Origin of the sequence: Sphingobium sp. TB-6 (assembly GCF_012927365.1) — a bacterium.
GTDB lineage: Bacteria > Pseudomonadota > Alphaproteobacteria > Sphingomonadales > Sphingomonadaceae > Sphingobium.
In genome coordinates this window covers 1-13,508 of record NZ_JABBGL010000031.1, presented here as the reverse complement: position 1 = coordinate 13,508, position 13,508 = coordinate 1, and the positions used below count along the sequence as shown (strand labels likewise).

Sequence of the window (13,508 nt, the reverse complement as noted above, 5' to 3'; positions counted from 1 at the left end):
TAATGATGCCTGTTTCAGTTTCTTGGTGACCAGATTAAAAACCTATATTGCCGTTTCCGCAGTAAAACCGATCGCCGCCGCCGATTCCTCCCAGCCGTTCATGTCACCGAGAAGTTCGTTGATTCTGCTCCGCGCCATGGAATAGGCATCGCTTCCCAGCAACAGATTGAGTGGCAGTTTCTCGGCATCCAGCGCCGCCAGAACAATCGTCGCGGCGAGATGGGGATTGCCGGGCTGCTTGCCATGCGCATTGGCCAGAGCCCGTCGCGCGATATGGGCGGTCTGGTCGTAATCCTCGATCATCACCTGCGATGCACCCAGCGACGCGCCATTGAAATTGGTCCGCAATCCGCCGGGCTGGACGTTCATCACCCGGATGCCCATGCTGGCCACTTCCTGCGCCAGCGTCTGGCCCAGCCCCTCCATCGCGAATTTGCTGGCGCAATATATGCCCGTGCCTGACCAGGGCTTGAACCCCGAAATGGATGTGACATTGACGAGTGTGCCGCTGCGCCGCTGCCGCATCTGGGGCAGGACGGACTGGATCATGGCGATCTGAGCGAAGAAGTTCAGTTCGAAGACCGACCGTATCTCGGCATCGCTGGCCTCCTCCACCGCGGCGGTGAAACCCCGGCCGGCATTATTGACCAGAATGTCAATATCGCCCAGCCGGTCCATCGCCTGCCGCACCAGCGCCTGGGGCGTGCCGGGAACCGTCAGGTCTCCGATCACGGCGACGATGCCCGGAATGTCCCGTTCCAGCGCTGCGGCCTGCTGCGCGCTGCGCACCGTGCCGACGACGCCGTCGCCCCGCGCGGCGGCCAGCCGCGCGATTTCCTGCCCCAGCCCGCTGCTGGCACCTGTGACGATCCAGTTCTTCTTCATGTCATACTCCAGCAAACGGTCAGGGGGAAGGGAAGGACGGCGGCCGTCAGGGTACCAGCACGAGCGACCCGGTGGTCTTGCGGGTTTCCAGATCGATATGCGCCTGGACCACATCCTCCAGACTGTAGGTCAGGTGATTGCCCAGCTTGAACACGCCGGCACGGATCGCGGCGACGACGTCGGCGGCGCGTGCCTGATATTCGTCCACATCGTCATTATAGGTGCCGCCGCTGAACTTGGTCAGGTATAGCCCTTCATGCTGCAATTCGATGGGGTCGATGGGATCGACCAGCCCGGATGCCTGGCCGAAGGACACCATGGTGCCATAGCGGCGGATGGCGCGCAGCGAATCCACGAACACGGCAATACCGACCCCGTCGAAGCAAACGTCCACGCCCTTGCCGTTAGTGATTTCCAGCGTGCGGGCGACAAAATCCTCCTGCGTGTGGACGATGGCATGGGCGCAACCATTGGACAGCGCCAGTTCCGCCTTTTCCGGCGCGCTGACCGTGCCGATCACCGACGCGCCCAGATGGCTGGCCCATTGCGACAGGATCGTGCCGATCCCACCCGCCGCCGCGTGGAGCAATATCCAGTCGCCGGCCTTGACGGGATAGCATTGGCGGATGATCCCTTGCACGGTGATTGCGCGATATAACAGGGCGGCCGCATCGATGTCGCGAATGTCGTCGGGCAGGATGAAGCAGCGTTCAGCCGGAAACAGGCGTACCTCGGCATAGGCGCCGATGGTCAGGGAGGCGGAGGCATAGGCTATGCGGTCACCGACCTTGAACTGGTCCACGCCTTCCCCCACCGCCTCGACAAAGCCCACCCCTTCCAGTCCCGGCGTGAAGGGGATGGGCAGCTTTGCCATCGAATGCTTGGGCGCGGTGCCGCGGCGATAATGTACGTCCGCAAAATTGACGCCGATGGCGGTCTGGCGGATGCGGACTTCGCCCGGCCCCGGCATGCCAGGGTCGAGGTCCACGATCTTCATGGCGTCGGCGGCACCGAGTTCTTCGACGATGACGGTTCTGGGCATGCTGTGTTCTCCGATCAGATTGGGTTGGAAATGACGGGCAGCGGCATGCTGTCCGGGAGGATGGCGCGAAAGCCGACGGTCACGGCCGCGCCGACGCAGGGCGCACCGGCATCGTCGGGATTTTCCACATGGACCATCAGTCGCAGCCCGGCATCCAGCGCGACCAGTGCAATGCCGTAGGGGATGAGGTGTGCGAAGGATTGCTGGAAGGCACGACGATAGACGATCAGGCTTTCCACCCGACCCGCTGGATCGCATTGGCGCCAATCCACCGCGCCACCAGTAAAGGGGCTGATCGGGCTGGGCGGCCAGAAGGCCCGGCCGCTGTCATGGCAATGCGGCAGGACCAGTTGTCCCCTCTCCGCCCCTTCCCAGAAAGCTTCGTTCAGCCGGTTGCGAACGGGCGTGACCGTTTCCGTCATCCTCAGACCCTTTCGAACGCGATGGCATCACCGCCTATGCTGCACCACAGACCCCGGCGCGCGCCATCGACCTGCCGGCCATGCGCCTCGCCGCGCAACTGCCGTACTATCTCTGCCACCTGACCCCAGCCGTTGAGCTGTGCATGGCTGAGTTGGCCGCCCGCCGTATTGACCGGCCGTTCTCCGCCCAGTTCGATCCGGCCGCCCTGTATCCAGTCCAGCCCTTCGCCCGGCCCGCAAAAGCCGAACTCCTCCAGGGCGTAGAGCGCCAGCGGCGCGAAGCTGTCATAGACCCCGACCAGATCGAAGCCTTCCGGCCCGCTGCCCGCCATGGCGTGCACAGGCTGGCTGCGCGTCTCCGTGAGAGGGCGGCGGCGGTGCGATTGCTGCGCCATGCCAAGGCCTTCGGGCGCGAAGACGAAGCTTTCCCGACTGGCCCGCACGCCCTGCATCCCGGTCAGCAGCACTGGTCGCGCGAGGCTGCTTGCCAGCCGCGCCGCGCTCAGCACCACGCAGACTGCCCCATCCCCCACCAGCGAGCAGTCAAGCAGGCGCAACGGATCGATGATGGGCCGGCTGGCCAGATAATCGTCCAGCGTCATGGGCGCACGCATCACCGCGTCGGGCGTCAGCGCTGCATGGCGGCGAAAAGCCATGGGAATGGCGGCCAGCAGTTCGCGATCCTTGCCATAGCGGCGGCAATAGAGGTCGAACGCCATCGCCGCGCCCGCCACGGGGGACGCCATGCCGATATGGCCTTCCTCGCCATGGGGGCCGCCATTTTCCCGGAACTGTTCGTAGAAGAAGGGATTGCCTGCTTCCCCGATGCGGCCGATATCGCTGTTCTTCATCGCCAATATGCAGGCGACCCGCGTAGCCAGTCCCGATTCTATCGCCATGGCGGCATGGGTCAGCACCGTCGCGGTGAAGCGGCCATGCGGCCAGGTCTGGCTGGCATAGCGCAGGTCAAGGCCGAATGTCTGGGCCAGCGTGTCGTAATCCGCGCCGCGCGGACTGCCGATCTGCACGCACAGGCCATCGATGGCGCTCTTTTCCAGGCCCGCATCGACCAAAGCCTGCTCCAGCGCGGCACCGGCCATCTGCAACACCGATCGGTCCGGATCGCGCTCCAGGCTGGACGTGCCGACACCGATCACCGCCGTCTTGCCCGCCAGGGTCATGACGCCAGCATCTCCGCCGCTTCCTGCTTCAGCCGCGCCTTGGCGATCTTGCCGGTGGCAAGGCGCGGCAATTGCGCCTCGCTACGCAGGAAGACATGATGCGGCACCTTGAACGCAGCGGCTCGTTCCTTGACGAAGGCCTTCAACGCCGCCTCGTCAACGGGGCGCAAGGGATCGACGAAGGCGACGATCAGCTGGCCGCGCACCGGATCGTCCAGACCGACCACATGGGCATCGCGCACATCGGGATGGGTGGTCAGCAACTGCTCCACCTCCACCGGCGACACGTTGATGCCGCCCGACTTGATGACTTCCTTGAGCCGCGAGTGGAAACGCAGCCGTCCCTCCCCGTCCAGTGTCCCCAAATCGCCCGTGTCGAAGAAGCCGTCCGGGCGCAGCGCCTTGCCCGTCTCCTCCGGATTGTCGAGATAGCCGGACGTCACATTGCCGCGCACCAGAATGAGGCCCAGCTCACCCGCCGCCAGCGGCGCGCCGCTTTCGGGGTCCACGATCCGGATCTCCTGCCCCGGCAAGGCGGCGCCGTCGGTCGCCATCTTGACCTCCAGCGGATCGTCGAAGCGGCCGACCGCCGCATTGCCGTAGGTTTCGGTCAGGCCATAAGCGGGCACCGCCTGCTCTATGCCCATTTCCACCAGCGTCAGCCGCTTATATTCCGCGCCCAGCCCGGCATTGCCCTTTTTCAGCGTCGCGATGCGCGCGCGGGTGAAGGCGGGATGGTCGATGATCGCGCGGCTCATATTGCCGGTGCCGTAATAGACGGTCGCGCCCGTCCGCTCGATGATGTCGATGGCGGCCCCCGCCTCGAAAGCACCCTGAAGGACCAGCGTGGCCCCGGCGGTGAAGGTCGCGGGCAGCGCGTTGGTCGCCCCCAGCGCGTAGAAGAGCGGCGTACCCAGCCATGTGCGGTCCTGCGGCCCGATCGCCCGGCGCTGGCCGAGTTCGAACCCGTTTTCCACCACGCCGCGATGGTTGAGCAGGACGCCCTTCGGCTCGGCCGTGCTGCCGGAGGTGTAGAGCACATAGGCCGGGCTGTCCGGATCGACGGCCTCCGGGTCCAGCATCACGCCCGCCGCCTTCGCGGCCCTGCCCCGGTCGACGAAGGCGTCATGACGCTCGTACCCCGGCACGGCATCGCCCAGAAAGACCAGCTTGCGTAGGGAAGGCGCCGATCCCTCCCGGTCGATCTCTGTCAGCATCGCCGCGAAATCGGCGTTGAGGAAGCGGCTGGCGGCGACCACCAGGCTGAGGCCGCAATGGCGGATGGTCCAGGCCAGTTCGCCCGCCTTGTACCATGTGTTGAGCGGCGCCAGCGTTGCTCCGACGGCTGCGGCAGCCAGCGCCATGGCGACCCATTCCGGCTCATTGCCGATCAGGATGCCGATGCGGTCGCCCGCCCGGATGCCCGACGCATCCAGCGCCAGCGCGCGCAGTTCGACCATATCCCGCAACGCGCCGTAGCCGATGACCTCTTCGCCATAAAGGATGGCGGGGTGCGCGGGATTTGCCGTCGCCTTTTCGGCAACGACGGTGGCCAGTGTCTTCCCCTTGGGAGGAGCGATCATTGTGTTTTCCTTGTCCCGCCGCGGCGGGGACGACCCGCCAGATCGTCGGCAATGTTCCAATAAGTTTCCATCCCGGCGATCTCCGCCAGTTCGCGGCGCATGCGCAGCAGCAGTTCGTCCTCCTGTGCGATCCGGCCATCGCTCGCCGCCCGCGACCAGAGGTCGCCCACCGCCTGCGCAATCGCGGCGATGCTGTTGAAGGGGTAGAGCGACAGCGCGAAACCCGCCTGCGCCAGATCATCGCGCGACGGGACGGGCGGCACGACGCCGCCGATCCAGACCTGCGGCACGTCCGGCATGGCCCGGCGAACCTCCGCCAGCCGGTCGGGCGTCAGGTCCAGGATCATCAGCGCGTCGGCACCCGCCTCCATATAAAGGCGCCCGCGTGCCATGGCTTCCTCCAGGCTCGCCCCTTCGCGCAACGTGTCGGTGCGCGCGATCAGCGTCAGCGCGGGGTCGCGCCGCGCCGACGCCGCCACGCGCAGCCGGTCGGCCATCAGCTCCGGCGCGACAATGCCGCCCTCTCCCCGGTGATAGCCAGGATTCTTGGGATAGGGCTGGTCATCAATATGGATGGCCGCGACGCCCGCCTGTTCCAGTTCGACGATGGTGCGATGGACATGCGGCACGTCGCCAAAGCCCGCCCCGGCATCGACGACCAGTGGCCGGCTCGAGGTCCGCCCGATGGCGGCCGCGTGCATCGCCGTTTCGGTCAGCGTGACCAGCGGCTGCCCCTTGGCAAGGCTCAGCCCCAGTGCATTGCCGCCCAGATAGAGCGCTTCGCCGAAACCGGACCGGTCGATCAGCCTGGCCGTGAACGCGTCGCAGGCGCCCGGCGCGAACACCGGCCCCTGCGCCATCAAGGTGCGCAATCGGGCGGGTGCGCTCATCATGCCACGACCGCCCCCGCCATGGCGAGCTGGACATCGAACCGGCCGACATAGCCGCCCGCGCCATCCTGCTCCAGGCCGACCGTCAGTTCCTCCGTCACGGCTCCCTCGACATAGTCGCTGTCCAGGAATCTACTGGTCGACATGAAGATCTGCGTGGTCAGCAGAACCTGCCCTTCGACCGACGCCTTCAAGTGGATATGCGCGGCCCGCGTATTGTGCCGGCCCATGGCGCGGAACAGTTCGCCAATGGGATCGTGGTCATGTTCGGAATAATCATTGGGCAGCACCGTGTGCAGCGCGTAACGGCCCTGCGCATCCGTGCGCAGCCGGCCACGCAGATGATCTCCCTTCCGGTCGTACAGGCCGTTGGAATCGGCCTGCCAGAAATCCAGTTCCGCGTTCGCCACCGGCTGCCCCGTGTCGTCGCAAGTGACGCGTCCGGTCAACAGCAGGGGCGGCATGCCTTCCGGCGAGGGGCCATCGAACAGCCTGCCCTCGGCGCGATCGGGATGGCGGGCATGATAGGGACCCTCCAGGCAGGGCCGCGTGCCGCGATCGGCCCCGCCCGTCGCCTCTACCGAGGTCATGCCCAGCGCGACGTCGAACAGGCTGCGGCACATACCGCTCTGACCCAGCCGATTGAAAAAATCGCCCGCGGCATGCAGTTCATCCTGGGTCACCTGCAATTCACGCACGACCTCCTTCATCTTCTCGACGCTCAGCGCCCAGATGGCTTCCAGCCTTTGCCGGCCCCTTGGCTGATCCATTGTCTCTCTCCTCTCAGAATGTGATGACGGCCCGTCCGGTCAATGCGCCGGACTCCGCCAGCCGATGCGCCCGCGCGATGTCCTCCAGCGGAAATGTACAGGCGACGGGCGGGGTCAGGTCGCCGCGCGCGACAAGGGCGGCGGCATCCTCCAGCTGCACGCGGCTAACGCTGCCCACGCCCAGCAATTGTGCGCGCTTGAAGAATATCCGGGCAGGATTGATGCTGATCTCCTCGCCGAAAAGCTGGCCGACAAAGGCATATCGGCCATGGACCGCGAGCGCCGCGAAGCCCGCCTCGAACACGCGACTGCCGACCGTGTCGATGACGACATCCACGGCCCGCTCCGCGGCATGAAGCGCCTTGCCGAAATTGTCGCTGCCGTCCCAGACGACCACTTCGTCCGCGCCGGCCTGTTCCAGCATCTCACGCGCCTCCGCCTTGCGCGTAACGGCAACGACAGTCGCGCCGGCAAGCGCGGCGATCCGCACCGCCGCCAGACCCACCCCACCGGTCGCGCCCGTCACCAGCACCCGTTCCCCGATGGCGACGCGGGCGACGTCGCGCACGGCATTGAGCGCCACGCCCACGGTCGGCCCCAGCATGCACGCCTGTTCGAATGACAGGCTGTCGGGAATGGGCACCAGCGCATCCTGGTCGATGGCCGCCAGTTCGGCATAGCCGCCCCGCACCGCCCTGCGCTCGCGGCAGCTGGTTTCCCGGCCGGTGCGGCACAGCCGACACCGGCCGCAGGATGCAAAGGCCTTGGTACAGACCCGGTCGCCGACCTTCAGGCCGGAGACATCGGCGCCGGCCTCGACCACCGTACCGGCGATTTCATAGCCCAATATGACGGGGAAGTGCATGTCGCGCCGATAGGTGCCGTTGCGCTCCACAATATCGTGGAAGGCGACGCCGCAGGCGCCGATTTTCACCAGCGCCTGCCCGGCCGCCGGGACGGGCGCCGGAACATCCTCGATGCGCAGAACATCGGGCGATCCTGTCATGTGAAGCACGGCTGCGCGCATGGTCTGACCTGTCAGGTACAAAGAGGGAGAGGTGGCGAGTCACCGCTTCCTAACCTGCGCGGCGGGGATGATAAGCCGCCTCGAGCGGGTCGACCGCCTCCGTCCATTTATTCAGGCACAAGGGTCCAAGAACCGATCCGTTAAGCCCTAAACAGGCGATGGGATATGCGTCTATTCAGATGGTCCGCGCAGCACAGCGTCATAGGAGACCCCATGTCCGTCCGTTCGTTACGCATCGATCCATTCCTGCTGGCCATGCTGGCGACCGTAAGCGCCGCCACGCTGTTGCCCGTGCGGGGCGAAGCGGCAGAATGGGCAGATATCGTCACTGACGCCGGGATCGCCCTGCTCTTCTTCCTCCATGGCGCGAAACTTTCCACCGCCGCGATCAAGAGCGGCATCGGCGCGATCCGCACCCATATGCTGGTATTCCTGTCGACCTTTGCCATCTTCCCGCTGCTGGGCGTGGCCATCGGCCATATGGGAACGGGCTGGTTCACGCCGCCGATCGTCGTCGGCTTCATCTTCCTGGCACTGGTGCCATCCACCGTACAATCGTCGGTGGCCTTCACCTCCATCGCGGGAGGGAACGTCCCGGCAGCGATATGCAGCGCGTCCATCTCCAACCTGGCAGGGATCGTGCTGACGCCGCTGCTGGCGGCTTGGCTGCTCTCGATGCCGGGGGCGGGGGCCGCCATCTCCGCCGACGCGGTGGGCAAGATCGCGCTCCAGCTTCTGCTGCCCTTTATCCTCGGCCATCTGGCCCGGCCGGTTCTGGGCGCGTTCGTCGACCGCCACCGCTCGCTTGTCGGCCGGACCGACCGCAGTACCATCCTGCTGGTCGTCTACACCGCCTTCAGCGCCGCCATTGTCGAGGGACTGTGGCAGAAGATCGGCCTGTCGGACCTGGTCGCCATATTGATCGTCGATGCCCTGTTGCTGGCCGTCATGCTGGGGGCGACACTGGCCATGGCGCGGCTGGCGGGGCTGCCGCGCGAGATGGAGATCGTGCTGCTGTTCGCGGGGTCGAAGAAAAGCCTGGCGTCGGGCGTGCCGATTGCGGGCGCGATCTTCCCCACCGCGCTGGTCGGCCCTGCCGTGCTGCCGCTGATGATCTTCCATCAGATACAATTGATGGTGTGTTCGACATTGGCGGCTCGCTATGCTGCCGGAATCGCCAATGCGCGCGCCGTAACGGCCGGGGTCTGATGACAGTCGGGGCCATGACCAGCGGAGCGGCGGAGAACATGAACGGGACGCTATGCAGCTCTGGAATTTTTCAACCGCAGCCTATCTGCAGCAGGACAAGCAAGACGGCTGGTGCCAGGCGCTGAACAGTATCGGGATCGACGATGTGTCGATCGTGCCGGGTCAGCAGTTTTTCGGCATCGCCGCCGCGATCACCAGTCCGGGCGATACGGATTATGCCTATCTCTCCTCGCGCGCTCAGGCTTTCACGATCCCGCGCATGGTCGCGTCCAAGGCGATGGTCCTGTTGTTGATCGAAGGCCGCGCGACATGCACGCTATCGGGTCATGAGCCCATAGCGATGCTGTCTGGCGATTTCCTGTTCGGCGCCCCGCGCAAACCCGTCCGCATGCATTTCGAGGACGATGTCCGCGCTCTTCTGCTACGCGTGCCGCGGAACCTGCTGACGCCGCAGATGCTGGCGCCAATACCCGAAGTGCCCCAGCTCATATCCGGCGAATCGGCGCTGGCCGAAGTGTTCAGCGACATGCTGGTCTCGCTGTCTTCGCGGCTGGGGGCGATCGAGGCAAGCCAGTTCCAGACGATAGAGACGGTGCTGGCCGAATTCGTGTCCGCCAATCTCCTGAACGAGGGCAATGTGACCATGCTGGGCGGCATCAGCGGCCGGCGCGCCGGATTGCTGCACCGCATTTCCCAGACCATCGAACGCCGTCTGATGGAACCGGAACTGGGCCTGTCCGACATCGCGCAGGAATATGGCATGTCCGTCCGCAACGTTCAGAAGCTGTTCGAGGCGTTCGACAAGACGTTCAGCACCTATGTCCGTTCGCGTCGGCTGGAACATTGCCGCGACGACCTGGCCTCGCCGCTCTGCGAACAACTTTCCATCTCGGAGATATGCTATCGCTGGGGCTTCACCGACCCGGCCTATTTCAGCCGCACCTTTCGCGACGAATTCGGCGTGTCGCCGCGCGACTATCGCAAGAGTCCGCATCTCTACACGCGCGAGGAACCGTCGGGACGCACCCGTCTGCGCGGCAAGCCCGCCAGCGTCGACGGCGACCGGCAGGAAGAGGCGCTGGGCCACAATATCGAGGATATAGAGAAGCAGTTCGCGCAGCTGGAAGGGCAGCCCCCCGCCGAACATCATCTCGCGATATCGTCGGAAACGGTCCATTGGGGTTATTTCAGCCGCTTCCTGAAGCCCGCGCTGTACATTCGTTCCGGTGACTATGTCACCATAGAGACGCTGACCCACCATGCCTATGATGATTATGACCGGATGATCGCTGGCGATCCGGGGGCGGAGGACGTGTTCCACTGGACGGCGGAACGCAAGGCGGTGGACCGGCGCGGCGCAGGCCCGATGGACGCGTCGGCCTGCGGCCGGGGCGCGGGAGAGGGCTTTGGCGTCCATATCTGCACCGGTCCCGTCGCGGTCGCGGGCGCCAGGCCCGGCGACATATTGGAAGTGCGCATCCTGTCGACCGAGCCGCGTCCTTGTCGCAATCCCGAATTTGACGGCAGCGCTTTCGGCAGCAACGCCGCCGCATTCTGGGGCTTCCATTACCAGCATATGCTGACCGAACCGCGCGAGCGCGAAGTCATCACCATCTATGAACTGGATCGCGACAGTGGCGGACGGCGCGCCCGTGCCGTCTATAATTATCGCTGGACACCGCAGACCGACCCCTTCGGCGTGGTTCATCCGCGGATCGACTATCCCGGCGTGCCCGTCGACCATTCAACGGTACTGAAGAATTTCGGCATATTGAAAGATATCGAAATTCCCGTGCGGCCGCATTTCGGCGTGATCGGCCTGGCGCCGAACCATGGCGGACTGGTCGATTCCGTACCCCCCTCCTCCTTTGGCGGCAATCTGGACAATTGGCGGTTGGGGGCGGGATCTGTCGTCTATCTGCCGGTCGCCGTACCGGGCGCCCTGCTGTCCGTGGGCGATCCCCACGCCTGCCAGGGCGATGGCGAGGCCTGCGGGACGGCCATCGAATGCTCGCTCACCGGCCGTTTCCAGATCATCCTGCACAAGCGCACGCAAATTCAGGGCAGGGCATTGGCCAACATCAATTATCCGCTGATCGAAACGGCGGAGGAATGGGTAATTTCCGGGTTCAGCCATCCCAATTATCTGGAAGAACTGGGCCGTAACGCACAGAGCGACATCTATCGAAAATCATCGATCGATCACGCCATGCGCGACGCCTTTCGCAAGGTGCGCCGTTTTCTGATGGGGACTTTCGGTCTTAGCGAGGATGAAGCGATTTCCCTGATTTCGGTGGGCGTGGACTTTGGCATAACCCAGGTGGCCGACGGCAATTGGGGTGTTCATGCCATCGTCCGCAAAGACATGTTCGCGCCCGACAAGCGCATATTGGCAGGATAAGGATCCAATAGTGACCGTAGCGATTTTGGGCGGGATCAATCTGGACATCGTGATGCAGGTGGCGGCGCTGCCGCTACCGGGCGAGACGATCACGGCGCGCAGAGTGGTCGAGGGGGCAGGCGGCAAGGGTCTGAACCAGGCGGTCGCGGCGGCGCGTTTCGGCGCATCCGTCCAAATGCTGGGCGCGGTCGGCGATGATGAAGCAGGCCGGTCGTTGCGCGCCTTGCTCCGCGAGGACGGCATTGATGAGAGCGGCGTGGCGACCTGCCTGGACAGCGCTACAGGCCGGGCCTTTATCGCTCTCAGCGAAGACGGGGAGAATAGCATCGTCGTCGATGCCGGGGCCAACATGACCTTCGGCGCCGAAGCCCTGCGCGCGGCTACCGCGCCGGTCCGGGTATCGCTGACCCAGTTCGAGGCGCGGCCGGACGCGATAGAGGCGATGTTCCTGTCCCCCGGCGCGGGCATCCGCATCCTGAACGCCGCCCCTGCACTGGTCGACCACCGCGCGCTGCTGGCGCTGGCCGACATCGCGATCCTGAACGAGACGGAATGCCAGGCCTTCGCCGGAGCCGCGACCATGCCCCACGATGCACAGGGCATTGCCGCCCTTGCACGACAGCTTCTGGGCGGGCAGCTCCGCCACATCATCGTGACGCTGGGCGGACAAGGCTGTCTGCTGGTCGATGCGGAAGGCCATGAAGCCTTCGCCGCGATCAAGGTGCCGGTAGTGAACACGGTAGGCGCGGGGGACTGTTTCTGCGGCGTGTTTGCCGCGGCGCTGGCGCAGGGACTGGACATGCGCGCCGCGATACGCTTCGCCGGGGCCGCCGCCGCCCTCGCCGTCGGCCGGGAAGGCGCGGCCGAAGCCTGCCCCTACCGGCATGAGGTGGACGACCTGCTGGCGGCGGCCTGACCCCGGTCAGATGTCCAGGATCAGCCGGGAAGTCAGCGACCCGGAGCAGCAGATCATCATCGTGCGACCCTCGGCACGTTCCGCCTGCGTCAAGATGGCGTCGCGATGGTCCGGCGTTCCTTCGATCACCGCCGTCTCGCACGATCCGCAGATCCCCTCCCGGCAGGAATAGCTCATCGCTATCCCTTCCCGCGCCAGCGCATCCAATATCGTCTCCCCGGCGGTGACTTCGATGCTGATGCCGGTTTTTGCCAGTTCCACCGTATAGCCGCCGTCCGTTGCTGCGGCCTGGGTCGCGGCGAACTGTTCCAGATGGACGCGTTCGGCAGGAAGCCGGGCGCAGGCTGCGCGATAGGCTTCGATCAACGGCATGGGACCGCAGCAATAGAAATGGCTGCCCTCCGGCGCGGCCGCGATAATCGCGGGCAGGTCCATCAGCGGGTCGCCCTCCAGATTGAAATAGGTATTGAGCGCGGTCGGCGCACCCGCCGCTATCCGGTCCAGCAGGGCGGCATGCCCCCTGGTCCGCGCGGCATAATGCAGCTGGAACGACCGGCCGCTCTCCATCAGTTGCTGCGCCATGCACCAGATCGGCGTGATGCCGATGCCGCCCGCGATCAATATGCTGTGGGATGAATCCCCGGCCAGCGGGAAATGGCAGCGCGGCAGGCCGATGGTCAGCCGGTCGCCATCGACCAGCGCATCATGCAGGAAGGCCGAACCGCCCCGGCTGTTGGCCTCCCGCGCGACGGCAATGACATAACGGTCCAGGCTGGACGGCGCATTCAACAGCGAATATTGCCGGATCAGCCCGCCGGGCAGATGCACATCGACATGCGCACCCGCCGCAAAGCCAGGAAAGGGCCCGCCGCCGATACGACCCAATTCGATCAATTTCACATCATGGGCAATGATCCGGGTGCTGAGCACTTCGGTTTCGATAACATCCTGCAAGGTACGACCTCTTTCGCTGCCCATCGACCTTTTGCAGCATGCGGCCACAGGTCAAGGGGCCGGCGGGCGGCATGCGCGACCGTTCAAGAATTGAGGCAGTTAGAGTCTGTTTGGAAATGCGCGGAAGAGCGCATTTCGGGCACCGCACCAGCCCTCTCCCCCACCCGGCCACCCAACGGCAGTATCATATGGGTGGCCAGGTGGGGGAGAGGGCTGGTGCGGCTATGC

At 65.2% G+C, this 13,508-nt stretch carries 12 protein-coding genes; 3 read left to right on the top strand and 9 right to left on the bottom strand.

Annotated elements, in window-relative coordinates; all coding sequences use genetic code 11:
- Window positions 1-42: 42 nt before the first annotated feature.
- From HHL26_RS22975 to HHL26_RS22940, 8 genes are read right to left on the bottom strand one after another with little or no spacing between them, the layout of a single operon-like run.
- A complete protein-coding gene (locus HHL26_RS22975) occupies window positions 43-885 on the bottom strand; it encodes an SDR family NAD(P)-dependent oxidoreductase (protein ID WP_066553420.1) in 843 nt (280 codons plus the stop codon).
- 46 nt (window positions 886-931) lie between these two features.
- Window positions 932-1,927, bottom strand: coding sequence for a quinone oxidoreductase (locus HHL26_RS22970; RefSeq protein WP_066553418.1), 996 nt, complete (start codon window positions 1,925-1,927; stop codon window positions 932-934).
- A gap of 14 nt (window positions 1,928-1,941) precedes the next feature.
- Entirely contained in the window at window positions 1,942-2,349 is a 408-nt protein-coding gene (locus tag HHL26_RS22965; protein WP_066553416.1) for an OB-fold domain-containing protein, read from the bottom strand.
- A gap of 2 nt (window positions 2,350-2,351) precedes the next feature.
- Window positions 2,352-3,530 (bottom strand): thiolase family protein, encoded by a 1,179-nt coding sequence (locus tag HHL26_RS22960; RefSeq protein ID WP_066553414.1) that lies wholly within the window; start codon window positions 3,528-3,530, stop codon window positions 2,352-2,354.
- Window positions 3,527-5,113 carry a class I adenylate-forming enzyme family protein gene (locus HHL26_RS22955; RefSeq protein ID WP_066553411.1) on the bottom strand — a complete coding sequence of 529 codons (1,587 nt, stop codon included), beginning with the start codon at window positions 5,111-5,113 and terminating at the stop codon, window positions 3,527-3,529. Before HHL26_RS22955 ends, HHL26_RS22960 begins: the two co-directional genes overlap by 4 nt.
- A complete protein-coding gene (locus HHL26_RS22950) occupies window positions 5,110-6,006 on the bottom strand; it encodes an isocitrate lyase/PEP mutase family protein (protein WP_082748374.1) in 897 nt (298 codons plus the stop codon). Before HHL26_RS22950 ends, HHL26_RS22955 begins: the two co-directional genes overlap by 4 nt.
- Window positions 6,003-6,773: a dioxygenase gene (locus HHL26_RS22945; protein ID WP_066553407.1), complete on the bottom strand. Its 771-nt coding sequence runs from the start codon at window positions 6,771-6,773 to the stop codon at window positions 6,003-6,005. Before HHL26_RS22945 ends, HHL26_RS22950 begins: the two co-directional genes overlap by 4 nt.
- 13 nt (window positions 6,774-6,786) lie before the next feature.
- A complete protein-coding gene (locus HHL26_RS22940; protein ID WP_066553404.1) occupies window positions 6,787-7,800 on the bottom strand; it encodes a zinc-binding dehydrogenase in 1,014 nt (337 codons plus the stop codon).
- Between the two features lie 213 nt (window positions 7,801-8,013).
- Here HHL26_RS22940 and HHL26_RS22935 point away from each other — a divergent pair, with 213 nt between their 5' ends.
- Genes HHL26_RS22935 through HHL26_RS22925 form a run of 3 tightly spaced genes read left to right on the top strand, consistent with a single transcriptional unit; the run spans window position 8,014 to window position 12,326 of the window.
- Complete coding sequence (locus HHL26_RS22935; RefSeq protein ID WP_066553401.1) at window positions 8,014-9,009, top strand: bile acid:sodium symporter family protein; 996 nt, start codon at window positions 8,014-8,016, stop codon at window positions 9,007-9,009.
- A gap of 52 nt (window positions 9,010-9,061) precedes the next feature.
- The gene (locus HHL26_RS22930) at window positions 9,062-11,410 is read left to right on the top strand and encodes an acetamidase/formamidase family protein (protein ID WP_066553400.1); all 2,349 of its coding nucleotides are present in this window, start codon (window positions 9,062-9,064) and stop codon (window positions 11,408-11,410) included.
- Between the two features lie 10 nt (window positions 11,411-11,420).
- Window positions 11,421-12,326 carry a ribokinase gene (locus HHL26_RS22925; protein WP_158511721.1) on the top strand — a complete coding sequence of 302 codons (906 nt, stop codon included), beginning with the start codon at window positions 11,421-11,423 and terminating at the stop codon, window positions 12,324-12,326.
- A 6-nt stretch (window positions 12,327-12,332) separates the two neighbouring features.
- Here HHL26_RS22925 and HHL26_RS22920 read toward each other — a convergent pair whose 3' ends face one another.
- Window positions 12,333-13,280, bottom strand: a complete 948-nt coding sequence (locus tag HHL26_RS22920; RefSeq protein WP_197672747.1) for a PDR/VanB family oxidoreductase — start codon at window positions 13,278-13,280, stop codon at window positions 12,333-12,335.
- Window positions 13,281-13,508: the final 228 nt, after the last annotated feature.